General features: G+C 42.1%; 22 protein-coding genes and 1 other annotated feature. Of the genes, 5 read left to right on the top strand and 17 right to left on the bottom strand.

From position 1 onward, the window contains the following. Positions 1 to 155 precede the first annotated feature (155 nt). From glnA to ACWODM_RS10020, 6 genes are all read right to left on the bottom strand, one after another. Positions 156 to 1,496 carry a type I glutamate--ammonia ligase gene (gene glnA, locus ACWODM_RS10045; RefSeq protein ID WP_455321249.1) on the bottom strand — a complete coding sequence of 447 codons (1,341 nt, stop codon included), beginning with the start codon at positions 1,494 to 1,496 and terminating at the stop codon, positions 156 to 158. 36 nt (positions 1,497 to 1,532) lie between these two features. Continuing rightward, on the bottom strand, positions 1,533 to 1,916 hold the full coding sequence (locus ACWODM_RS10040) for a MerR family transcriptional regulator (RefSeq protein WP_455321248.1): 384 nt from the start codon (positions 1,914 to 1,916) through the stop codon (positions 1,533 to 1,535). 409 nt (positions 1,917 to 2,325) lie between these two features. Next, positions 2,326 to 3,567, bottom strand: coding sequence for a GTPase HflX (gene hflX, locus ACWODM_RS10035; protein ID WP_455321247.1), 1,242 nt, complete (start codon positions 3,565 to 3,567; stop codon positions 2,326 to 2,328). Positions 3,568 to 3,569: 2 nt separating this feature from the next. Then, a complete protein-coding gene (gene miaA, locus ACWODM_RS10030; RefSeq protein ID WP_455321246.1) occupies positions 3,570 to 4,487 on the bottom strand; it encodes a tRNA (adenosine(37)-N6)-dimethylallyltransferase MiaA in 918 nt (305 codons plus the stop codon). A gap of 9 nt (positions 4,488 to 4,496) precedes the next feature. Further along, positions 4,497 to 5,225, bottom strand: a complete 729-nt coding sequence (locus ACWODM_RS10025; RefSeq protein WP_455321245.1) for a glycerophosphodiester phosphodiesterase — start codon at positions 5,223 to 5,225, stop codon at positions 4,497 to 4,499. A 105-nt stretch (positions 5,226 to 5,330) separates the two neighbouring features. Then, positions 5,331 to 5,882: a hypothetical protein gene (locus tag ACWODM_RS10020; RefSeq protein WP_455321244.1), complete on the bottom strand. Its 552-nt coding sequence runs from the start codon at positions 5,880 to 5,882 to the stop codon at positions 5,331 to 5,333. A gap of 141 nt (positions 5,883 to 6,023) precedes the next feature. Between ACWODM_RS10020 and clpP the strand changes: the two genes are divergently transcribed. Continuing rightward, positions 6,024 to 6,605, top strand: coding sequence for an ATP-dependent Clp endopeptidase proteolytic subunit ClpP (gene clpP / locus ACWODM_RS10015; RefSeq protein ID WP_455321243.1), 582 nt, complete (start codon positions 6,024 to 6,026; stop codon positions 6,603 to 6,605). Positions 6,606 to 6,643: 38 nt separating this feature from the next. Here the strand turns inward: clpP and ACWODM_RS10010 are convergent, their stop codons facing one another. The 4 genes from ACWODM_RS10010 to ACWODM_RS09995 all read right to left on the bottom strand — a co-directional run bounded on the left by ACWODM_RS10010 (position 6,644) and on the right by ACWODM_RS09995 (position 12,222). Further along, complete coding sequence (locus tag ACWODM_RS10010; protein ID WP_455321242.1) at positions 6,644 to 7,939, bottom strand: glycoside hydrolase family 73 protein; 1,296 nt, start codon at positions 7,937 to 7,939, stop codon at positions 6,644 to 6,646. 190 nt (positions 7,940 to 8,129) lie between these two features. Continuing rightward, positions 8,130 to 8,612: a gamma carbonic anhydrase family protein gene (locus ACWODM_RS10005; RefSeq protein ID WP_455321241.1), complete on the bottom strand. Its 483-nt coding sequence runs from the start codon at positions 8,610 to 8,612 to the stop codon at positions 8,130 to 8,132. Between the two features lie 122 nt (positions 8,613 to 8,734). Continuing rightward, complete coding sequence (locus ACWODM_RS10000) at positions 8,735 to 10,492, bottom strand: ABC transporter ATP-binding protein (RefSeq protein ID WP_455321240.1); 1,758 nt, start codon at positions 10,490 to 10,492, stop codon at positions 8,735 to 8,737. Beyond that, entirely contained in the window at positions 10,489 to 12,222 is a 1,734-nt protein-coding gene (locus ACWODM_RS09995; protein WP_455321239.1) for an ABC transporter ATP-binding protein, read from the bottom strand. The genes ACWODM_RS10000 and ACWODM_RS09995 overlap by 4 nt, the downstream gene beginning before the upstream one ends. Positions 12,223 to 12,817: 595 nt before the next feature. Here ACWODM_RS09995 and ACWODM_RS09990 point away from each other — a divergent pair. The 4 genes from ACWODM_RS09990 to ACWODM_RS09975 all read left to right on the top strand — a co-directional run bounded on the left by ACWODM_RS09990 (position 12,818) and on the right by ACWODM_RS09975 (position 15,806). Beyond that, a complete protein-coding gene (locus ACWODM_RS09990) occupies positions 12,818 to 13,030 on the top strand; it encodes a DNA-directed RNA polymerase subunit epsilon (protein WP_455321238.1) in 213 nt (70 codons plus the stop codon). 1 nt (position 13,031) lies between these two features. After that, positions 13,032 to 14,711: a ribonuclease J1 gene (rnjA, locus tag ACWODM_RS09985; protein ID WP_455321237.1), complete on the top strand. Its 1,680-nt coding sequence runs from the start codon at positions 13,032 to 13,034 to the stop codon at positions 14,709 to 14,711. 60 nt (positions 14,712 to 14,771) lie between these two features. Further along, positions 14,772 to 15,452 carry a RadC family protein gene (gene radC / locus ACWODM_RS09980; RefSeq protein WP_455321236.1) on the top strand — a complete coding sequence of 227 codons (681 nt, stop codon included), beginning with the start codon at positions 14,772 to 14,774 and terminating at the stop codon, positions 15,450 to 15,452. Between the two features lie 153 nt (positions 15,453 to 15,605). Then, positions 15,606 to 15,806: a cold-shock protein gene (locus ACWODM_RS09975; RefSeq protein WP_455321235.1), complete on the top strand. Its 201-nt coding sequence runs from the start codon at positions 15,606 to 15,608 to the stop codon at positions 15,804 to 15,806. Positions 15,807 to 15,944: 138 nt separating this feature from the next. Here the strand turns inward: ACWODM_RS09975 and ACWODM_RS09970 are convergent, their stop codons facing one another. From ACWODM_RS09970 to ACWODM_RS09940, 7 genes are all read right to left on the bottom strand, one after another. After that, positions 15,945 to 16,607: an HAD family hydrolase gene (locus ACWODM_RS09970; protein ID WP_455321234.1), complete on the bottom strand. Its 663-nt coding sequence runs from the start codon at positions 16,605 to 16,607 to the stop codon at positions 15,945 to 15,947. A gap of 20 nt (positions 16,608 to 16,627) precedes the next feature. After that, complete coding sequence (locus ACWODM_RS09965; protein WP_455321233.1) at positions 16,628 to 17,932, bottom strand: bifunctional folylpolyglutamate synthase/dihydrofolate synthase; 1,305 nt, start codon at positions 17,930 to 17,932, stop codon at positions 16,628 to 16,630. Positions 17,933 to 17,986: 54 nt separating this feature from the next. After that, positions 17,987 to 18,454, bottom strand: coding sequence for an N-acetyltransferase family protein (locus tag ACWODM_RS09960; protein WP_455321232.1), 468 nt, complete (start codon positions 18,452 to 18,454; stop codon positions 17,987 to 17,989). Between the two features lie 57 nt (positions 18,455 to 18,511). After that, the gene (locus ACWODM_RS09955; RefSeq protein ID WP_455321231.1) at positions 18,512 to 21,151 is read right to left on the bottom strand and encodes a valine--tRNA ligase; all 2,640 of its coding nucleotides are present in this window, start codon (positions 21,149 to 21,151) and stop codon (positions 18,512 to 18,514) included. Positions 21,152 to 21,162: 11 nt separating this feature from the next. Further along, positions 21,163 to 22,353, bottom strand: a complete 1,191-nt coding sequence (locus ACWODM_RS09950; protein WP_455321230.1) for an aminotransferase-like domain-containing protein — start codon at positions 22,351 to 22,353, stop codon at positions 21,163 to 21,165. 65 nt (positions 22,354 to 22,418) lie between these two features. Next, positions 22,419 to 22,635 (bottom strand) — a binding site (T-box leader). A gap of 32 nt (positions 22,636 to 22,667) precedes the next feature. Further along, on the bottom strand, positions 22,668 to 23,159 hold the full coding sequence (gene tpx, locus ACWODM_RS09945) for a thiol peroxidase (protein WP_455321229.1): 492 nt from the start codon (positions 23,157 to 23,159) through the stop codon (positions 22,668 to 22,670). A gap of 76 nt (positions 23,160 to 23,235) precedes the next feature. Next, on the bottom strand, positions 23,236 to 23,898 hold the full coding sequence (locus ACWODM_RS09940) for a redox-sensing transcriptional repressor Rex (RefSeq protein ID WP_455321228.1): 663 nt from the start codon (positions 23,896 to 23,898) through the stop codon (positions 23,236 to 23,238). Positions 23,899 to 23,950: the final 52 nt, after the last annotated feature.

The following is a 23,950-nucleotide window of genomic DNA, read 5'->3' as shown; positions in this document are numbered from 1 at the left end:
CATTGAATAGGGAGCGTATTTTCTGCTTATCGACTCTTTTTAAGAGTGCCCAAAAAAAATAATATACTCTTTCCCTATGCTTGTCAACACATTTGGAAACTTTCTGAAAAACACAAGAGAAGCCTTTGAATTAGGCTTCTCTCACTGTCATGTTATTAATAAAGTTCCAAATATTGTTCTCTTTCCCACTCAGAAACCGACTGGCGATAAGCTGCCCATTCCATTCGTTTTGCTTCAACAAAGTTTCCATAGATATGTTCACCTAAGGCATCAATTACTGTCGGACTTTTGCGTAATTGCTTGATCGCATTGTGGAGAGTTGACGGCAGATCATAAATTTCAGCTAGCTCACGTTCTTCTTCCGTCATGACATAAATATTGCGGTCAACTGCTTCCGGTGGTGTCAGCTTGCGACGGATACCGTCCAAGCCAGCCTCAAGTAAAACAGCCATAGCCAAATAAGGGTTGGCTGTCGGATCAACTGAACGTAATTCCAGACGTGTCGACAAACCGCGAGACTCTGGCACACGAATCAACGGTGAACGATTGTGACCTGACCACGCCACGTAAACCGGCGCTTCAAATCCTGGAATCAAACGTTTGTAAGAATTGATTGTTGGATTGCAGACTGCTGTATAAGCCCGGGCATGTTCGATCAATCCCGCTAAAAATTGATAGGCTGTTTTGCTTAACTGCATATCACCCTTCGGATCAAAGAACACGTTCTCTTCCCCTTGGAATAAAGACATGTTGCAGTGCATCCCTGAACCCGCGATACCAAATAAAGGTTTTGGCATGAAGGTTGCGTGTAGACCATGCTTGCGTGCGATCGTTTTGACCACTAATTTGAAGGTCTGGATGTTGTCACAGGCTTCAATCACTTCTGCATATTTAAAATCGATTTCATGCTGTCCTGGTGCAGTCTCATGGTGAGAAGCTTCGACTTCAAAGCCCATTCTTTCCAATTCAAGCACGATGTCTCGACGGCAGTTTTCTCCCATGTCTGTTGGTGCGAAGTCAAAATAACCGCCTTTATCATTTAAATCGGTGGTGATTTCGCCATCTTCATCTAATTTGAATAAGAAGAATTCCGGTTCTGGTCCTAAGTTAAAGGAAGTAAAGCCTAGATCATGCATTCCTTTTAAGACACGTTTCAAGTTTCCGCGAGGATCTCCTTGAAAAGGAGTGCCATTCGGATTGTATACATCGCAAATCAAACGAGCCACTTTTCCATGATCAGTCTCCCAAGGAAAAATCATCCATGTAGACAAATCTGGGTAGAGGTTCATATCGCTTTCCTCAATACGAACAAATCCTTCAATAGAAGAACCGTCAAACATCATTTTATTTTCTAATACTTTATCTAGTTGGCTGACCGGAACTTCCACGTTTTTGATCGTTCCCATAATGTCGGTGAACATCAATCGTAAAAATCGAACGTTCTCCTCTTCGGCAATTTGTTTAATTTGTTCTGCAGTGTAGTCCACTCTTGGCATATTATCCCGTCCTTTTATTTTTTCATTTACTCTTTACTACAGGCGCGGCCGCCCGTTGTTTGGATGTGGGTTTGGATGACTCAACCCACCTTGAGACAAGATTTCATCATAAAAAATTCGACGAACATCTTTGTCGGTCAATGGTTTCTTTTCTCTAGCTGCCTGTTCCTCGGCTTTTTTCATTTCATACACTCGTTTGATCCCTGCCATATTCAGTCCATCAGAGAGGTAATCTTTGATTTCTAACAAGGTATCAATATCATTCAGTGAATACATTCGACGATTGCCTTCACTTCTTTCTGGGTGAATCAAATTTTGTTCCTCGTAATAACGAATTTGACGAGCAGTCAAATCCGTCAGCTTCATAACTGTACCAATTGGAAATACTGACATCGAACGTCTCAGTTCTTTTTCTCGCATGACTTCATCCCTCTCTTTCATATGGATCAACGAATAAATATAGAGTAAATATAGCAATAATTTTTTTATTCGTCAACCAATTATGTAAGGAAATATAACATCGAAAGTCATTTTACGTTACAATTCACAGTCACTTTTACAAAGAATGCTTCACGGCAATCCTTCGCGAATTTTACTTGATCCGGTCGTTTCAAGACTGCCAAGCTTCACACTAGCTTTAATCGTAAAAAAACCTGCTCTAATTTGACACTTGAAAGTCTTTTCACGTCTATTCTACGGCTAACATTAAAAGCTTCTCGCACTGAAAGTTTGTTAGCCTCATTCAACAACTGCCATTTGTCGCTTCTTTACACGAGATTTTCTGCTTTCTTTTTGGATCCACCTATACCAAAGTAATTCTTTTCTTAGACTATTCTTCCTCCATCCGACGCAGAGCGTACGAATTAGGCTGAGCAAAGCCTTTCAATTGATAGACTTGTCTTTCTTCCTCATAGTCAGCCGACAGTAAAAGCGTTTCCCTTTTCAACCGATTCAACACGGTTCCTTCATCCTGTCCTAACGACAAATGATACGGTTCCAAAACTTCCATTAAAAGTAATTTGATCGCATCACTCAGAGCTTCCTTACCTTTTGAGCTTTTCGCAGAAATCAACACATTTGGAAATAGCGTTGGTACAAACTGTTCCGCATCTATTTTGTCTGCTTTGTTGTAGATGGTCAACATCTGCAAACCTGCTAGGTCTAACTGATTCATTAAATTCAATACCGTTTCTTCCTGCTGGATTCGATTTTCAGCACTAGCATCTACTACATGTAAGAGCAGATCCATGTTTTGGCTTTCCTCCAGGGTCGAATGAAAGGCATCGATCAACTGTGTCGGTAAATCTTGGATAAAGCCTACCGTATCGGTGACAGTCACTTCAAAACCTTCTGGCAGGCGCCATTTTTTCGTTAAGGGATCCAAGGTTGCAAACAACTGGTCCTGCTCGTAGGTCTGTGCACTGGTCAGAATATTCAGAATCGTTGATTTTCCTGCATTCGTATAGCCGATCAGTCCAATCTGGAAGGTTTGATTGTCTTTGCGTTTTTGTCTGGTGCGTTCTCGGTGCTTTTCTACTTCTTTTAATTCCTTTTTGATGACCGTGATCTTGTTACGGATATGACGGCGGTCGGTTTCCAGTTTGGTTTCACCAGGACCTCGTGTACCGATCCCTCCGCCTAAACGAGACATGTTTTTTCCTTGTCCGATCAATCGAGGCAGCAAGTATTCCAGCTGTGCCAGTTCCACTTGTAGCTTGCCTTCTTTCGAACGTGCCCGCATCGCAAAAATATCTAAGATCAGCTGGACTCGATCGATCACTGGTAGACCCACAGCATCGCCAATCAATTGGCTTTGACGAGGGGTTAGTTCATGGTTGAAGATAATTAGATCTGCTTCATGGGCATCTGCCAGCTGCTGCAGCTCCTCCAACTTGCCCTTGCCGATCACCGTTTGTCGATCGACTTGAGGCCTGCGCTGGATCAAAGAGAAAACGACTTCTCCTTCTGCTGTTTTGGTCAAGCTCTTCAATTCCGTCATCGATTCTTCGAAATGCCGGTAGTTTGCTTCTGTTTCAACGCCCACTAAAATAATACGTTCTTGTGCTTCCATTTTTATTCCTCCAGCCATTTTTGGATGTCTGACTCTAATTGAGGCAACGTCTCTGGTTTATCAACGAGATCCACCCAATACGGTGACAGGCGATTACGAAACCATGTCAATTGTCGTTTGGCATAGCGACGTGAGTGTAGCTTGATCTCCTCTGCAGTCTCTGCCAATGTTGCCTGTCCCGCAAAATAAGGGAAAAACTCTTTGTAGCCGATGCCCAACGCAGCCTGTGCCTCTGGAAAGTCTTTGATCTGTGCTGCTTCTTCAAGTAAGCCCGCTGTCATCATCAAGTCAACACGCAAATTGATTCGTTCGTACAAGCGCTCCCGATCAGTGGTCAAACCGATCAAAAAGTAATCATAGAGTCGTTGGGGCTCTTTTTTAGGCGCTGCAATACTTTCACCGGTGGTCTCGATCACTTCCAACGCACGAATTACTTTGCGCTGATTGTTCCAATGGATTTTTTCAGCCGCCAGTGAATCTTTGGCTTTCAACAGTTCCCACAAAGCCTGATTGCCTTTTTGCTGGGCAAACTGCTGGTACTTTTCACGGATACTCGTATCTACTACTTGCTGTTCGCCACCCAACTGGAAATCATAGAGTAGCGCCTGAATGTACAGACCCGTTCCGCCAACGACGATCGGCAGATGTCCCCGCTGCTGAATCTCGCTGATCTGACGACGCGCTTCTTTTTGAAATTCAGATACAGAGTAGGATTCGGTGATTTCCCGAATGTCGATCAAATGATGGGGAATTCCAGCGGCTTCTTCCGCTGTAACTTTCGCTGTTCCGATATCCAAACCACGATAAATTTGCATCGAATCCCCACTGATGATCTCACCCTGGTACTTTTGGGCCAATTGTATACTTAAAGCAGTCTTGCCAACAGCCGTTGGTCCGACGATCACTAACACTTTTTCCATTTTATCCCTCTATCGATCATTTCTTTTTACTTCTAATGCTTTTTCAGGAAAGTCAGTGAAGATTCCAGCGACACCGCAATCGATGCAGCATTTGATTTCCGCTTTTTTATTGACCGTCCAAGGTCTGACAGCCAAAGGAAATTCTCTGATTTCATCTTGGTGCTTCCAAACCCAACGTATATCTGGATGCAAGCCCTGAATAAAGGATCGCTCCAAAGCCATTGGCGGCTTCTTCTCTGATTTGCCCATAATAAAATCAATCTGCGTTTCTGGTTCCAAAAGATGGATTCTTTCCAAAGTGGACATATTAAAACTACTATATCCATAAGTGAAGGGCCACTCTTGACTAGTCAGTAATTGTGACACTTTCTCTTCGATTCCCGGATAAGGTTCTTTGTCTGTTTTCAGTTCGATCGCCAGCATGCCGCGATAATTTCGAGTCACCAACAGGTCTAATACTTCTTTTAAAGTCGGTACTTTTGTAGAAGCATATTTTTCATCAAACCAGCTGCCGGCATTCAATTCCTTGATCTCTGACAATGTTTTTGACAGAATCGCACCTCTGCCATCAGTGGTGCGATTCACCTCTTCATCATGCATCACGATGAGTTCTCCGTCTTTTGTTAATTGAACGTCCAACTCAATACCGTCTGCACCTAAACGAACGGCTTCTGCAAAAGCCGGCAAAGTATTTTCTGGACGTGTCCCACTGCTTCCGCGATGAGCAAAAATCTTCATTCCTGTTCACTCCAATCAGAGTTATTCTAACATGTCTTAACCTGTAAATTCAAAAAAAGAGAAATTGAATAGCCATCTTCAATTTCTCTTTGTCTCATTTGATTCCTATAAAGCCTTTGAAAAGTAAGTCATTGGTTTTTCTGACATTTGTTGCATTTGGACTTTGCGCTCATAGACCATCTCTGTCAGCTGATCTGAGAACTGCTCCATCAACACACGTCCACCTTTGAAGGTATAACCACCGATCGCCACAACCTCTTCTGGCGAAAGAACAACTTTGCGGGTGGCGATTTTTTTAAAGAATTCTTCCAAAAAGTAATTTGGCAGATAAAAGCTGTTTTGAGCAGCAAAGGACTGTAGATAGATATAATCATCTACCGTAATATAGCAATCATCAAAGGCATCGAAGCTCACATACTTGTCCATCATCACGATCCGTTTTTCCAGGACCTCAATGATTTTTTTATTTAAAAGTACCAAAGTCTCGATTTCCTTGACTTTATGCTCCAACAGTCGTCGTTGTGCTTCCTTGCGTTCATCGTAGCGGATGCGTAGATTGAAGGCCACCACAGTAAGTAACGCTCCGATAACGACACCAATCATCCCAATAAAAAATTCAGTCACTTGCTTTCTCCTTTCGTTTTTCTTTCTATCCATCTTATCATATTTTTCTTTTATTTACCCAAGATTTTCTATTTGACCTTTATTGACCTTGTGTGTATACTTACATTTAGATAAAGGTTGCTCTTAGCAACAGTCATTTATCAATCTAGTCAGAATTGAAGGAGGATCCCTTAGATGAATTTAATTCCTACAGTTATTGAACAATCATCTCGTGGAGAAAGAGCGTATGACATTTACTCTCGCCTATTAAAAGATCGTATTATCATGTTGAGTGGTCAAGTAACCGATGATTTAGCCAACTCGATCATCTCACAATTATTATTCTTGGATGCACAAGATTCAGAAAAAGATATCTACTTGTATATCAATTCTCCAGGCGGTAGCGTGACTGCTGGTCTGGCGATCTATGACACGATGAACTTCGTGAAAGCCGATGTTCAAACGATCGTCATGGGTATGGCTGCTTCAATGGGAAGTTTCTTGTTGACAGCGGGTACGAAAGGCAAACGCTTTGCCTTGCCGAATGCCGAGATCATGATTCACCAACCACTTGGCGGTGCCCAAGGACAAGCAACAGAGATCGAGATCGCTGCACGTCATATCTTGAAAACACGCGAACGCTTAAACAAAATCTTAGCCGAGCGTACCGGTCAGCCGATCGAAGTCATCGAAAAAGATACCGACCGCGACAATTTTATGTCTGCGGAAGAAGCAAAAAAATACGGCTTGATCGACGAAGTAATGGTCAACAGATAAGAAAAAAGACTGAAACGTCAACGTTTCAGTCTTTTTTTTTAATCATATTGTGCCAGATTCCAATTTTCGATCAGCTTGTTCAATTTCGTGTGATAGTCTGGATCTGTCGCGTATTTTCCTGTCAATGCACGAGTGGCCTCTTGATAGGTCGCTGCATTGGATCGCCAAGCACCCTGATAGAATTTGGCATTGTAGCTTAAACCGTTGGCCAGTAGTTTGGCATTGTCCTGCAACGAATCAGCCACAGTCTCATACTTTCTAAAGGAAGCGGGCAAGGTCACACGAACACCGTTGATCACTTCGTCCGATGGAATATCATAGGAAGCAAAACGTCCGGCATCTGATTTGCTGTACTTGATTCCGAATAAGTTATTGGCTTCTTTTGACAGCTTACTAGCACCAAAGCCAGATTCCAAGATTGCTTGAGCGATCATGACCGAAGGATACAAGCCATATTCGTCTGCTAATTTTTGCGCTTCTGGAGCAATCGCCTCGACAAAAGAAGCATTGTTGGTCCAAGTGATCTCACCTGTTGTTGATGTAGCTACTGTTTGACGAACAGTCGAAGGTCTAGAAGGGCTATTAGAAACTCTGGAAAGATTCGTTGAGCTAGTGATAAAATGTTTATCGACATTCGCAACGACTTCTTCATGATCCGCCATCGTTCCTCGACTGGTGTCAGCAGGCTCTCTTCGGATCGATTCTTCGGTCTCTTCAGATAGATCAGATGCGGTGGTTTCTGTGGTTTTTGTCTGCCCAGAAGCAAAAGATTGGCGATCACTACTGATCGTCGCATCTTGATCGACATAACCAACCCACTGATTGTCTATATCGTACAAGGACAAATAGACATCTCCATTGAAATGAGAAAATAAACTTTTTACCCGATACGTCTCGCCGATCCGATCCTTCGTGTCTCCAATGACCTTCCATTCAAAATCTTCATAGATTTCTGTTGGATCAACGATTTCTACATAGTCTCTCAGAATTTTTTCGATGCCTTCCGGGCCTTCTGCCTTGGTGACCTGCGACGCATCAATATAACCAATCAATCGTTTGGCATCATGGATCGCCAAATAATTGATAATCCCTTTTGATTGAGTTTCTTTGACTAGAAACGTTTGATTGGGTTCGATTTCTACTTTAGAAGCGATCGTCTTCCCGGCATCTTGATAAACGACAAGGTTCTTCCCTGTCACACTGACATATTCATAGTCATTCTCTTCTGCCATCACCCATAGCGTATTTGCTGGAACCAGTGATCCCCATTGACCGAAACAAATCCCTACTCCTAGTACAGCTAACATACCCGTCTTTAAAAAAAATGCTTTCAACGTCTTGTTCCTTCCTCGTTTCATTCTCTTGTTCACTTTACACGAAACCTGCTTAAAAGGAAACCTTATTTTGAAAAAAACTTGGCCAGCTATTCTTTGCATCCACACTTCACTGCAAAGTGAGTCTCACCCTGCCCCTAAGCAGATGATGTCAGGCAGTGGCACAATTTTATTAACAAGCGATCATCCATTATAACTCTTTGAATTCTCCTTGTTGATGAGCTTGTCCCATTTCACAATAATGTATAATATTTTGCCGATTCGCTTCAATTTCTTCTGGTGTCAGTGGTCGAATAACTCTTGCTGGACGGCCAAATACTAGTACATTCGGTGGAATGACTGTTCCTTCAGTCACCAGAGATCCTGCACCGATCAGGCTGTTCTCACCGATCACCGCATGATTCAAGACAATACTGCTCATCCCAATCAGTGCACCATCTTCAATTTTACAGCCGTGTAGCATACACTGATGCCCGACAGTGATATCTTTGCCAATCTCTGTTGGGGCATCATGATCCACGTGAATGATCGTTCCATCCTGGATATTTGTGCGATCACCGATCTTGATGAAATTTGCATCGCCACGAATCACACTGTTGTACCATACAGTAACGTCTTTCCCTAAAATCACATCTCCGATAACAACTGCATTCTTTGCAATAAAATTTGACATGGTTTGCGCTCCTTTTCTTTTCCGCTTAACGTTGTGAATATTCTCCTATTTTTTCAAGTATATCATGGTCTGGTCCTCGAAAAAAAAGAGTTTGAAATCCTATGACTTCAAACTCCTCTTTCTTATTCTGCTTCTTCAGAAAACTGACTGTTGTACAAATTGGCATAGAAGCCATCTTTTGCCAGTAAAGTTTCGTGATTGCCTTGTTCAATGATCGATCCTTGATCCATGACCAGGATCAAATCAGCATCACGGATCGTCGACAGACGGTGAGCGATCACAAAGCTGGTCCGGCCCTCCATGACTTTATCCATTGCTTTTTGGATCAGTGCTTCTAAACGAGTGTCGACCGAGCTAGTTGCCTCATCTAAAATCAGAATTTTTGGATCAGAGATCACTGCACGAGCAATCGTCATTAATTGTTTTTGTCCTAATGAGACATTGTCACCTTCTGAATTGATGACCATTTCGTATCCCTCAGGCATCGTCCGAATAAAGTGATCGACATTGGCTGTTGTGGCAGCATCGACGACTTCATAATCTGTCGCGCCAAGTTTCCCAAAACGAATGTTGTCTGCGATCGTTCCTTCATATAACCAAGCATCCTGTAAGACCATTCCAAACAATGAACGCACATCGCTTCTTGACATGTGTTTCGTATTCACACCATCGATTTTGATTGCTCCTTCATCGACCTCATAAAAGCGCATCAAGAGATTGATCAAGGTCGTTTTCCCAGCACCAGTTGGACCAACGACTGCCACTGTTTGTCCAGCTTTAACAGAAAAATTCAAGTTCTCGATCAATTTTTTCTCAGGACTGTAGGAGAAGCTGACATTCTCAAAAATCACATCTCCCTCTACTTTGTCTGGCAATGGAACATCGACTTTATTGACGGATTCTTCGGGTTCGTCCAGGATTTCAAAGACACGTCTGGACGCAGCAGAAGCACTTTGAAGTACTGCTGACAACTGTGTGATATTCCCCATCGGCTGACTGACTTGCCAGATATATTGAATAAAGGCTTGCAACTGACCGACAACGATCACACCGCCTATTACATAAAAACTTCCTAAAACAGCAATGACGATATAGGCAAGATACGCTGTCATTTGAACGAGCGGCATCATTAACCCAGAGACAAAAGCTGCTCTAAAGCCATAATATTTCAATTTATGGTTGGCGTTTTTAAAGCCTTCCAATGTCTGTTTTTCACGTCCGTATACTTTCAACACATTGAAACCAGTCATGTTTTCCTGAACATAACCGTTCATATCTCCCAATGCATCTTGCATACTGTTAAAATAATTTTGCGACTTAGACACAATAAAGCGTGAGATCAACAAAGCAGCCGGAATCATGATCACTGCCAACAGTGCCATGAAGGTATTGATGTAAAACATCATGCCAACCGCCATCACAATACTCAAGATGGCATTTACGATACCGATCAAGGCCTGTTGCATCGCCCCACTGACCACGTCTACATCGTTGGTTACTCTAGAAAGTACGTCTCCTTGCTGATTGGTATCAAAATAAGAGACCGGCAGTCGATTGATTTTTTTATCAATGTCCTGACGTAGATCCTTCATCGCAGATTGCACGACATTCGTGATCAAGACCCCTGAAAGCAATTGAGACATCGCATAACCGATCCCAACAATAAAGAGCCACACGAGTGTTTTTCTGATATATGGAAAGTTGATCGCTTCTCCTTGAGAGATGTTGTGAGCGATCTCTGTCATTGGTAGACCCGTAACATAAGGCATTGCCGCATTAAATGCAACTGTTGCAAGGGTAAAGAACATCACTAGGAAGAAGACAATTTTGTAAGGCTTGATATATTGACTCAAACGTTTTAATGAATTCAAAGATTTCATTTAGCTAATTCCTCCTCCGATAGCTGTGATGCAGCAATATCATAATAAATAGAACAGTTTTCCAACAATTCTCTGTGGGTTCCCATGCCCACGACATCACCTTCGTTTAAAACGATGATCTTGTCGGCGTGCATGATCGTTCCCACACGTTGAGCCACGATCAGCGTCGTTGATTCAGTGGTCTCTTCTTTCAAACGCTCACGCAAGCGAGCATCTGTCGCGTAGTCTAATGCAGAGAAGCTGTCGTCAAAAATATAGATTTCCGGTTCGCGAATGACCGCACGAGCGATTGCCAGACGCTGTCTTTGTCCACCTGAGAAGTTTGTCCCTCCCTCAGATACTGGTGTATCGTAGCCCTCTGATAAACGAGAAATAAATTCCTTTGCCTGCGCAATGTCGATCGCACGATCCATATCCTGCAGATTCGCTTCTTCTTTTCCATAGCGCAGGTTATCTGCAATCGTTCCCGTAAACAGCAAGGCTTTCTGAGGAATAAATCCGATTTTGTTCCGCAAAGCGTCCAGTTGATAGTCACGAACATCGACACCGTCAATCAGTACTTGACCTTCACTCACATCAAAGAAACGCGGGATCAGCTGGATCAGCGTAGACTTCCCACTACCGGTACTTCCGATAAAGGCAACCGTTTCTCCTGGTTTGGCAGTAAAGCTGATGTCACGAATGACTGGTGTTTGAGACGGTCCTGGATAAGCGAAGGTCACATTTTTGAATTCGATATAGCCTTTGGTTTGCGTTTCAGTCACGCCATCTTTTTTGTCCTTGATGATTGGGTCGATATCGAAGGCCTCTTGGATACGATTGGCTGAAACGGCCGCTCTTGGGTACATCATAAACACTGTTGAGAACAGCAAAAATGAGAACAAAGCATGGAAGATGTATTCAATAAAAGCAATCAAGTCACCCACACGCAATTCTCCTGCATCGATTTGAACACTACCACTCCAAATGATCATAATCATTACAATATTGAACAAAAAGAAAAAGGCCGGTTGGGCCACAGCCATCAGACGGAACAGACTTTTCGAACTTGCAGTATACGCATCATTCACATTTTCAAAACGTTTTTCTTCAAATTTTTCATTGACGAATGCGCGAATAACCCGCAATCCAGATAAGTTTTCACGTAAAATCCCATTGATCTTGTCTAGATTTTTTTGCTGTTTTTGTGACAGTGGTTCAGAGATACGGGCAATCGCAAGGATACCGATCAGCAAAAACGGCAGTGCTCCTAATACATACCAGCCTAAGCTACGACTCGTGCGAATAACCATGTACAAGCTGACACCAAACATCATCGGTGTCATAAAACCGATTCGCAAAATGTTCTGCATGAACAGCATGATTTGGTAAGCATCATTGGTCACTCGTGTAATCAATGATGAGACGCCGATTTGCTCGTATTCATTATGGGAATACCCTTGGATCTTTTCGAACAAATCGTCACGAATATCCGCGGTCATATTGGTTGTGATCCGTGTGGTAAAATACCCGAGCATAATATTCATAATGATACCGACAACTACGATTCCGACCATCGCTAACCCTATTTTTTTTACGTAGTCTCCGTCGTTATTCGCGATCCCTACATCGATCATGCGAGCTAATAATGTTGGCAGTCCTAGTTCAATTAAAATAAATCCAAATACACAAATGAAATTAAACAAGAGCCATTTCTTGTTTTTCATCGTGTAACGAAACATTAACTTCAACGTAATTCCTCCTTTAAATATGCAATTACTTTTAATATAGCACAGGAAAATTTTTAAGAAAACCTTGACGAATCATCTTTCTGAAATTTACAACGCCTCCTTCATTTAGTTTTAATCTTTCTGTTTCCTTCATAAAAAAGGACTCTCTTTTATCTGTATTTACAGTCTATATTAGCGAAACATCCAGATCATTTATCAGAAAAGAAAGGACTCATTTTGCCTTTAAGTATTTGAATGACTCAAAATTTGAGCACCTATCGTTGAGAAGATTTTCAAACAGACTTGTCTAACAAAAAGTCACTTTCCCACTCAGAAAACTGTTTTCATTTTTTCTAGTTTCTATACTTATTTTACGTTGTATGATAAACTAGGAAGAAAGATTATCGACTCGGTTGAATTTTTTACGTTGAACAATCGGAAAGCACAGACTAGGCTTTCTCTTTTTTTCTCACATAACGTCTGAAAAAAAGCATCTTAGCAAAGTTCCACTTCCCTCAGGTCACTTTTCAAGTTGACCGTGAGTTTGTTGCGCGTAGGAATTCAAGCGCCAAACGATCAACAAACTGCAATTTGCAGATAAAGGAGATAAACACACATGATTTTTAAAGTTTTTTATCAAGAAACAAAAGAACGCAACCCAAAAAGAGAGCATACACATGTTTTGTACATCGAAGCGGAGAACGAAGTCGCTGCTCGAAAATTAGTAGAAGACAATACCCCATATAATATCGAGCTTGTCTATCCATTAGAAGGAAATCATCTTGAGTATGAAAAAGAACATACTGATTTCCAATTGACGGAGTTTTAAGATGAAAGTATCTCTTAAAAACAACGAGACCGGTGTATTCGGGATTGGCGGCTTAGGAGAAATCGGAAAAAACTGTTATGGGGTTCAATTCCAAGACGAGATCATCTTGATTGATGCAGGGATCAAATTTCCTGAAGATGAACTGCTTGGTATTGACTATGTCATTTCCGACTACAGCTATATCGTCCAAAACCTTCAAAAAGTCAAAGCTCTAGTCGTTACCCACGGTCATGAAGACCATATCGGTGGGATTCCTTATTTGTTGCGACAAGTAAATATCCCGATTTATGCAGGACCACTAGCATTGGCTTTGATCACAAACAAGTTAGATGAACATGGACTGTTGCGCGATGCAGAATTACATGAGATCCATGAAGACACAGTGATTCGTTTCCGTAAAATATCCGTCAGCTTCTTCCGTACAACCCACAGTATTCCAGATGCACTGGGAGTCGTTGTGAAGACCCCTTGTGGAAATATCGTAGCAACAGGAGATTTCAAATTTGATTTCACACCTGTTGGAGAACCAGCCAATCTGCACAAAATGGCTAAGATTGGTGAAGAAGGTGTCTTGTGCTTGCTTTCGGACAGTACCAACGCTGAAATTCCTACATTTACCAAATCAGAAAAGACGATCGGTTCGTCGATCATTAAAATTTTCGAGAAAGTCGAAGGTCGAATTATTTTTGCCAGCTTCGCTTCCAATATTTTCCGTTTGCAGCAAGCAGCAGATGCGGCAGTAGAAACGGGTCGGAAAATCGCTGTCTTTGGACGAAGCATGGAAAATGCCATCGTGAACGGTCAAAAACTTGGCTATATCAAAGTGCCTCCTGGTACCTTTGTCGATGCCAGCGAAATCAATCGTTTACCAGCGAATGAGACAATGATCTTATGTACAGGTTCACAAGGAGAACCGATGGCTGCCTTGAGTCGAATTGCCAATGGCACGCATCGGCAGATTCATGTCCATCCTGATGATACCGTGATCTTCTCTAGCTCTCCGATTCCTGGAAACACAACAAGTGTCAATCATTTGATCAACTTGCTACTGGAATCCGGTGCCAAAGTGATCCACGGAAAACTAAACAACATCCATACTTCTGGACACGGTGGTCAGGAAGAACAAAAACTGATGCTCCGTTTGATGAAACCGAAATACTTTATGCCCGTCCACGGCGAGTTTCGTATGCTAAAAATCCATACGCAGCTAGCACAGGACACAGGCGTTCCAAAAGAAAACTGTTTTATCATGGAAAACGGCGATATGCTGGCACTAACACCAGATACTGCACGTGTTGCTGGTCATTTCAATGCTAGCGATGTTTATGTAGATGGTAGTGGTATTGGTGATATCGGCAATGTCGTCCTGCGTGACCGTCGCATTCTTTCCGAAGAAGGCTTGGTTCTGGCTGTAGCGACTGTTGACATTGAGAAAAAAGAAATTCTGGCAGGTCCAGATATTCTTTCTCGCGGTTTTGTCTATATGCGGGAATCTGGAGAAATGATCAGTGAGGGCCAAAGCATTCTTTTCCACGCTTTGCGCGATGCTTTATATCAATCAGGCTGCAGTGAATACAAGCTGCGGGAGGCAATGTCTGCCGCACTTCAACCTTTCTTATATGAAAAGACCGAACGTCATCCCATGATCTTATCCATGATCATGACACCAGATGAAGAATAACAAAAAGATTGGAAACTCCTTTGCGTATTTATTTATGAATATACGTAAAGGAGTTTTTTTATGCAAAAAGAAACCGTTGTTCCTCAAAGCTCTCTTCCTAGAGAACGTTTGCTTCATTTTGGAGAAAAAGCCTTATCCAATCAGGAATTACTGGCGATCCTGTTGCGAACAGGTTCCAAACCCTACAATGTAGTGGAGCTTTCTGGATTGATCCTCGAAGAATTTCCAACGCTTTATGAATTGAAAAGTGCCAGTCTGAACGAATTGCAGAAAATCCGAGGGGTCGGACAGATCCGTGCAATCGAGTTGAAAGCCATGATGGAGCTTGGTAGTCGTCTGCATCAGTCTGTCCAAGAAAAATATGGCAAAGTCCAATCCAGCTTTGGCTTGGCACAACAGCTGATCGAAGAATTGAAAGATTTTCATCAAGAACATTTGATTTGTCTGTACTTGAACACAAAGAATGAGATCATTTATCGCAAGACCTTATTTATCGGCTCGTTGAACCAATCGATCGCGCATCCACGCGAGATTTATCGAGAAGCGGTACGGTGTAGCGCTGCCCGTATCATCTGCTGTCACAACCATCCAAGCGGTGCCCCTGGCCCTTCGGAAAACGACCGCTTGTTCACACAACGATTGAAACAGTGCGGGGAGATGATGGGGATTGAGCTTTTGGATCATTTGATCATCGGAAATGACAGCTATGTTAGTTTGCGAGAAGAAGGTTTTTGGGAATAATAATTCATAAGAATCCTTGCAAAACAATAACTGCAAGTGTAAAATAATTCTGTATGCTAGTTTGTGAATAGATAGTGAAACAATTGATTCCTTCTCTATACATAATCAGTCTACAATCATTTACGTGCATGGTGCACGAGGAGGTTACGAAAAATGGAACAAGGAACAGTAAAATGGTTTAACGCAGAAAAAGGGTTTGGTTTTATCTCTCGTGAAGACGGAAGTGACGTATTTGTACACTTCTCAGCAATCCAAAGTGACGGCTTTAAGACTTTAGAAGAAGGTCAAGCTGTAACATTTGATGTTGAAGAATCAGATCGTGGTCCACAAGCGACTAACGTTGTTAAAGCATAAAAACAAACAAAGAGTCGAGCGTTTTTACGCTCGACTTTTTATTTGTGATAAAATTTCCAGTCAGTTTGACCTAAGTATTCAGTAAACAGAAAAAAACGATTGCTGGCTAAGTGCGTAGCAATCGTTTCGATCATTCTTTTATTTTTCTAAAAATGCTGGTACATCATGCAAAGAATCCAACACTGCCAATGCTTTGGCCTTCAACTCAGCGGTTGCTTCCAATAAATCTGGGATCATGATTACCTCGATCCCCGCACGATGCGCTGCAATCACGCCATGCTCAGAATCCTCTAGGACGAGTAGCTGTTCTTTAGGTGCTTCAAAAAAGCGAGAGGCTTTGACAAAAATCTCTGGGTCTGGCTTGGCCAATTTCACGTCTTCACGAGAAACGATTTCTTTGAACTCATGCTTCAGATCATTTTTTTCTAACAACGAATCAATGATTTGACGATTGTTGCTGGATGCTAGTACGCGAGAAATATTCTTACTGTCTAAATAAGCCAATAATTCTCTGATCCCTGGTTTTAAATCAACCACTCCTGCTTCAAATAACTCCACCGCGTAGGCATAGGATCGTTTAATAAACTCATCGACTACCTCCACTCCATGAAGGGCATCATACATTTCGTGATAGGTCGCCCAGGTCACTTCATCACCGACACCGATGAAGTCTCTATATACATCCATGTCGTAAGCGATCGAGAGCTCGTCGGCAATTTCTTTTGTTGACCGATAATACAAAGGCTCGGTGTCAAAGATCAAGCCGTCCATATCAAATATCACACCTTGTAAATTATTCATTGTGTCCTCCTTTTTTCTACTTACATTTTTTTGATCAGTTTCCGTACTTCAGAAACAAAATACAAAGAACCTGTAACTAAAATCAGATCGTCGCTGTCAGCTTGCTCCAACAGCTCAACCAAACCAAAAGGCCAAAGCGACACGACTGTGATCCTCTGCTCATTCAATTGCTGGTAATTGTTTTCCAGCTGAAGTGCTTTTGGATAATCAAAGCTCGTCAAATAGATCTCCGCATTTGGAAGTGCCAAAAGCTGTGACAGCATACTTGAGATATCTTTCGTCTCCAGCGCCGAAAACAAAATACGGATCCGATAGTCACTAAATTCTTTTTTCAAATTTTCAGTTAGTCGTTGAATGGCATGTTCATTGTGGGCCCCATCCAATACCACCAAAGGCTCTTGACTGACCCTTTCCATCCGAGCAGGCCAAAGCGTTTTTTTCAAGCCTTCACGTACACTTTTTTCTTTAAAAGGAAGTTTGACTAACTGACAGTACTCATAGAAAAGCTGAATCGCTACACCGGCATTCTCTATTTGATGCTTGCCTAAAAGTGGTGTCACTAACTCTGGAATTTTTCCTACTTCATTATAGAAATCAAAAACTTCTCCCCACTGACTGTCTGGATGCCGATAATGTACTTCATATTCCTGATCGAAATGCGCAGCTTTGACCTGCTGCTGGTTGGCAATCTGATCGATCACTGCTAAGGCATCGTCTGAGATATTACCAAGGACGGCAGGAATCCCTTTTTTCAAGATCCCGGCTTTTTGAGCAGCGATCTCTTCGATCGTTTCGCCTAAAATATCCGTATGATCCATGCCAATCGTCGTGATCGCTGTCAGCCTGGGCGATACCACATTGGTACTATCCAGCAAACCACCCAAACCAACTTCGACCACAGCAACATCCACAGATACTTCTAAAAAGTAAAGCAAGCCCAAGGCTGTCAGCAGTTCAAACTCAGTAATTCCTGCAATGGCTTCCTCCTGATCCATTTGAGCAACGAGGGGTTGGACTCTTTCAACTAAATTGATCAAAGCCTCGTCAGCGATTGGTCGTCCGTTGACAGCGATCCGCTCATTAAAGCTTTCAATGTAAGGGGAAGTGAAGGTCCCTACTGTCACTCCAGCTTCCTGGAGCATTGCCTGCAAATAACTGACCGTGGAGCCTTTCCCGTTTGTTCCAGCAATATGAATGACAGGAACCTTGTTTTCCGGATGATCTAGACGTGCTAAAAGAGCCTCTACTCGGTCCAGACCAGGTCTTGAACCAAAATGCAAACGACTGTGTATCCAATCGATTGCTTCTTCAATCGTTAATGCCACAATTTTCCACCTCAATTATTAGTATACCAAATTTTGGTAACGCTCTCTCTATTTTTATTCAGCAAGTTTGGTCAATGCTTCCTCTGTTAAGCGGTAAACCATCCACTCATCCATCGGCTGTGCTTCTAAAGACAAATAAAAATCAATGCTTGGTTGATTCCAGTTCAAACAGCTCCACTCCATACGTCCACAATTGCGTGTAACAGCCAGCTGGGCCAGCTTTTTGAACATTGCTTTTCCAATACCTTGACCACGAAATTTCGGTTGGATGTAAAGATCTTCTAAATACAAGCCAGGTTTTCCTAAAAAAGTTGAAAAATTATGGAAAAACAGCGCAAAACCGACTTCTTGCCCATCTACAAGTGCAAAAAAGACTTCTGCATGTTTCTCATCAAACAAGGTCCGTTCCAACAAAGCTTCTGTTGCTGTGACATCCTTCGTCATTTTTTCATATGCCGCCAATTCTTTGATAAAAGCTAAAATCAAAGGGACATCTTCTCTCACTGCATTTCTAAATTCCATAGGCTCTCCTTTGAAAAAAGAGTGGAATATCAAGCATCCCACTCTTTATTTTTTATATTAAATCGTACGCAGTTGAGCAATTCGCTCTTCCACTGCTTTGTGTTTCTCAAGGTAATCGGCTTCTTTTTCACGTTCTTGTGCCACGACTTCTTCCGGAGCATTTGACACAAAACGTTCGTTAGACAATTTGCCTTGAACACGTTTGACTTCTTTGTTCCATTTATCCAACTCTTTTTCTAAACGAGCGATCTCTTCTTCGATATTGATCAGACCAGCTAATGGCAGATAGATCGTTGCACCTGTTAAAACGGCTGACATCGCCAATTCAGGCGCTTCCAAGCTACTATCAATCACTAATTCCTCTGGATTACAGAAGCGGTCAATATAGTTTTTGTTGGCTTTCAAGAAGGTATCAATCGCTTCATCACTTGTTTGGATCAACAGAGTGATCGGTTTGGACAACGGTGTATTCACCTCTGAACGGATATTACGAACCGAACGAATCAATTCTTTCAGTACTTCCATTCCTTTAGCCGCCGTTTCATCGGTCAATTCTGGTTGGACCGTTGGATAAGCCGCGGTCACCAATGAGTCTCCTTCATGCGGTATCTTGTTCCAGATTTCTTCTGTCACAAATGGCATGATTGGATGTAACAAACGTAAAATTTGATCCAGCGTATAAACCAGCACACTCTTATTGACTTGTTTGGCTGCTTCATTTTCACCATAAAGCGTTTCTTTACTCATTTCAATATACCAGTCACAGAAATCATCCCAGATGAAATTGTACAATTGACGGCCAGCTTCACCAAATTCAAAGCGATCAAATAAATCAGTCACTTTTTCAATCGTTTCGTTCAAACGAGTCAAGATCCAACGGTCGGCAACTGATTTTTCACCAGAAAAATCAATGTCTGCTACGGTCATGCCTTCTACGTTCATCAATACAAAACGTGAGGCATTCCAAATTTTATTGATAAAGTTCCAAGCTGCATCCATTTTTTCATAGCTGAAACGCATGTCTTGTCCTGGTGCAGAACCATTGGACAAGAACCAACGTAAGGCATCAGCACCGTACTGATCGATCACTTCCATTGGATCAATTCCGTTACCCAAAGATTTACTCATCTTACGGCCGTCTTCCGCACGTATCAAACCGTGAATCAACACATTGTTAAATGGACGTTGATCAGTAAATTCCAAACTTTGGAAAATCATCCGACTTACCCAGAAAAAGATAATGTCGTAACCAGTCACTAAGGTATTGGTTGGGAAATAACGTTGGAAGTCAGCAGCCTCTTCATCTGGCCAACCCATAGTTGAAAACGGCCATAAAGCTGAACTGAACCAAGTGTCCAAAACATCTTCATCTTGTTGCCAGTTTTCACTATCTGCAGGTGCATCCATTCCGACATACATTTCACCTGTTTCTTTGTGGTACCAAGCAGGGATTTGATGTCCCCACCATAATTGACGAGAAATCACCCAATCATGAACGTTTTCCATCCAACGTAGGAAGGTTTGATTGAAACGTGGCGGATAAAATTCCACTGCGTCATCCGTTTCTTGATTTTGAATCGCTTCTTCTGCCAAAGGTTGCATTTTTACAAACCATTGAGTCGACAAACGTGGTTCAACAACCACACCGGTTCTTTCTGAATGTCCGACACTGTGGACCATTTTTTCGATCTTAACTAAACGGCCTAATTCTTCTAAATCTTTGACGATTTGTTTGCGAGCTGCAAACCGATCCATTCCAGCATATTTACCAGCAAGATCATTCATTGTTCCATCCTCGTTCATCACGTTGACGCGAGGGAGCTCATGACGGTTACCGACTTCAAAGTCATTCGGATCATGCGCCGGCGTAATTTTTACAACCCCTGTTCCAAAATCCATTTCAACATAGTCATCCGCGATTACAGGAATCTCTTTGTCCATTAACGGCAGAATCACTGTTTTGCCAATCAAGTGTTGATAACGTTCATCATCAGGATGCACTGCTACCGCCGTATCTCCCAGCATCGTTTCAGGACGAGTCGTTGCGATTTCAACTGCACCTGATCCATCAGCTAGCGGATAGGTCATATGATAAAAAGCACCTTCTACGTCCTTGTGGATTACTTCGATATCGGATAAAGCTGTCCGTGCTTGTGGATCCCAGTTGATGATATATTCACCTCGATAAATCAAGCCTTTTTCATACAAAGTCACAAAGACTTTGCGTACGGCATCTGACAAACCATCATCTAAGGTGAAGCGTTCTCGACTATAATCCAGAGACAAGCCTAGCTTGGCCCATTGCTCGCGGATATGTCCAGCATATTCTTCTTTCCAATCCCACACTTGATCAATAAATTTTTCGCGTCCTAAATCATAGCGGGAAATTCCTTGCTCACGCAATTTTTCTTCTACCTTTGCCTGGGTCGCGATCCCAGCATGGTCCATTCCTGGCAACCACAAGGTATCAAAGCCCTGCATACGTTTTTGACGAATGATCATGTCTTGTAGTGTCGTGTCCCAAGCATGTCCTAAGTGCAGTTTGCCTGTTACATTAGGTGGTGGAATCACGATCGAATAAGGTTTTGCCTCTTTGTCACCACTTGGTTTGAAAAGGTCTTGATCTAGCCAGCTTTGATAGCGACCGGCTTCCACTTCCTGCGGCTGATATTTTGTCGATAAATTGTTGTCTGACATTTCTTTGCCTCCTAGTTTTGTATATGTTTCACTAATACTTGTCCTAATTTCTCAATACCGGTCTCGATTCTATCTTCCGGCATACTAGAGAAATTCAATCGGAAGGTATTGCGTTTTTTACTCGTTGCATAAAAGGTCTCGCCACTAACAAAAGCTACTTTTTCTTGTAAACATTCTTGTAAAATCTGCGTTGCATCGATTGCTTCCGGCAAAGTGACCCAAATGAACAGACCACCCTCTGGATGTGTGTAGCTGACTTCTTTCGGAAAGGTTTCCTTCATTTTTTGTAGCATAGTATCTCGGCGTTTCCGGTAAAGAGCTAGAATTTTTGTGATATGAGCATCGATGTCGTACTGCTGTAAATACACGGCGATCTCTCTTTGCGCTTTGGTATTGCTGTGCAGATCCGTTCCCTGCTTCATGATCGTGTATTTTTGAAGCAGCTCCTTTTCACCCGCCAACCAACCAATGCGGTAGCCAGGACAAAAAATCTTCGAGAAGGTTCCTGTACAAAGAATCGTTCCTGCTTGATCAAAATGGCGGATTGAAGGTAAAGCTTCTCCTTCAAAACGCAACTCTCCATAAGGATTGTCCTCCAAGACTGGAATCTGATACTTACCTGAAAGCTCTGCTAATTTCTGACGTCGTGAAAGATTCCAACTCAAGCCTGTTGGATTTTGAAACTCAGGGATCACATAGATCAGCTTGACTTGTGGATACTCCTGGATTTTAGCCTCCAAGTCCTCCATGATCATCCCGTCTTCATCAGTAGCGATCTCTACGAATTGACAGCCATATGCTTTGAAAGCATTCAAGGCTGCTAAATAGGTCGGACTCTCACAAAAGACAATGTCTCCTTCATCAAGAAAAATCTTTCCTGTCAGATCGATCGCCTGCTGTGAACCACTAGTGATTAGAATATTATCTTTGTCAAAATTCGTTTGTAATCGCTGATTCATCCGCTCTGCGATCCATTCCCGTAATGGTTCATGACCTTCTGTCGTACTATATTGTAGCGCCGCTTCACCGTCTTCTTTTAAAAGAAGCTCATTGACCTTCAAAATCTCATCCACGGGGAAAAGCTCCGGTGCAGGAAGTCCACCTGCAAATGAAATAAAATCTGGTTGTTCAGTTAGTTTTAGTAATTCTCGCACTTCAGATGACTGAATATCTGAGACGCGTTTCGCAAATTTCATTGACATATTTTTCACCCTCCTGTGGACAAAGGTACCCAATAACAAAAAAAAGTCCTAAGATGCAGGATGCATCTTAGGACGTAATCTACGCGGTACCACCTAAATTGTAGAGATTTGTCTCTACCTCTCAAAAGTGAATTAACGGTCACCACTCGTTTGATTCTACTGTGCTTTCAAATCAAAAACTCCCAAGCTACCTTCACTAATGACTGCTGAAAATCTTTCACCAAATGATTTTCTCTCTAGATAAGCAGACGATCAGCTACTCTTCTTGTTCTTCGTCTGGAATCATTCTACAATGAAGCTTTTTGAAAGTCAACTTACACTAACGCTTTTGCTGCTTCGATTGCTTTTTCGTAGTTTGGTTCATGAGCCATCTCTGGAACGATCTCTTCGTAACGGATCACGCCTGCCTCATCTAAAACATAAATCGAACGCGCATAACGGTTCACTTCAGGAATTACCAGGCTATAGCTTTCGCCAAATGTATTTTCTGGATCATGTAACATGATCATATCTACACCTTCCTGGCCACACCAAGCTGCTTGTTCTGCTTTGGTGTTGTTTGAGATTGTTGCAAAATTAACTTCTTCGATTTTACTTGCTTCAATGTTGAAACGCTTCGTCTGAATCGCACATACACGTGTATCAATGTCTGGAACAATACTTAAAATCGTTGGTTTTCCAGCAAAATCTGCCAAAGTATGTGTGTGATCGTTTAAATCTTTTAAGGCAAACGCGGCTGCTTTGTCGCCAACCTTTAATTGTGTTCCAGGTACTTCCATTTCCTCACCTTTACGTGTAATGTTCATATTTTCCACTCCACTCTACTAATATTGATTACCCTTTTAGTATAAAGGAGTCTGAATCTTTTACAAAAATATCTGCTTAGGAGGAAATTACTAGTGGACGTTTTTGGTAATGATGATCAAAGAAAATTAGGGTCAGCAATTCTGTCGTTAAGTCGATATAGCGCATGTTCACATGTCTTGGAACGATCACTCGATCAGGGGCAAAGTTCAAAATCGCTGTGATTCCTGCCTCGACGATATTATTGATTGCCTCCTGTGCATTTTGGCTAGGTACCGTAGAAATCGCTACAGTCACACCATTTTTTCCAATGATTTCTTTGAATTGGTCCATCCCATAAATATGATAGCCGTCAATTTTTTTCCCGATTAATTCCGGATTGTTATCAAATACACATGTAATGATAAGATTCTCGTTACGACGGAAGTTATTGTTCGCCAAAGCTTTTCCTAAATTACCGAATCCAACGAGTGCGATCCGCTTTTCATCATCCGTAGCCAAAATTTCACTAAACACATCGATCAAAAAAGGTACATCATAGCCGTATCCGCTTCGTCCCAGTTCACCAAGATAGGAGAAATCACGGCGAATCGTTGCAGCCGGTACTTGCGTGATCACAGAAAAATCTTTGGACTTGATACGCGTCGTGCCAGTAGATTCTAATATTCTTAAATTTCTTAAGTATAGAGGAAGTCTTTTGGCGGTAGCGCGAGGCAATTTTTTCTCTTTATATTCTTTCACGTTCTCAGCTCCTTTTTGTTAAGATATTCACATAAAATTTTACCACGCATCT

This window comes from Enterococcus olivae, assembly GCF_053760925.1.
Note: the sequence above shows the minus strand (reverse complement) of the source record. Positions and strands in the feature narration are given on the sequence as shown.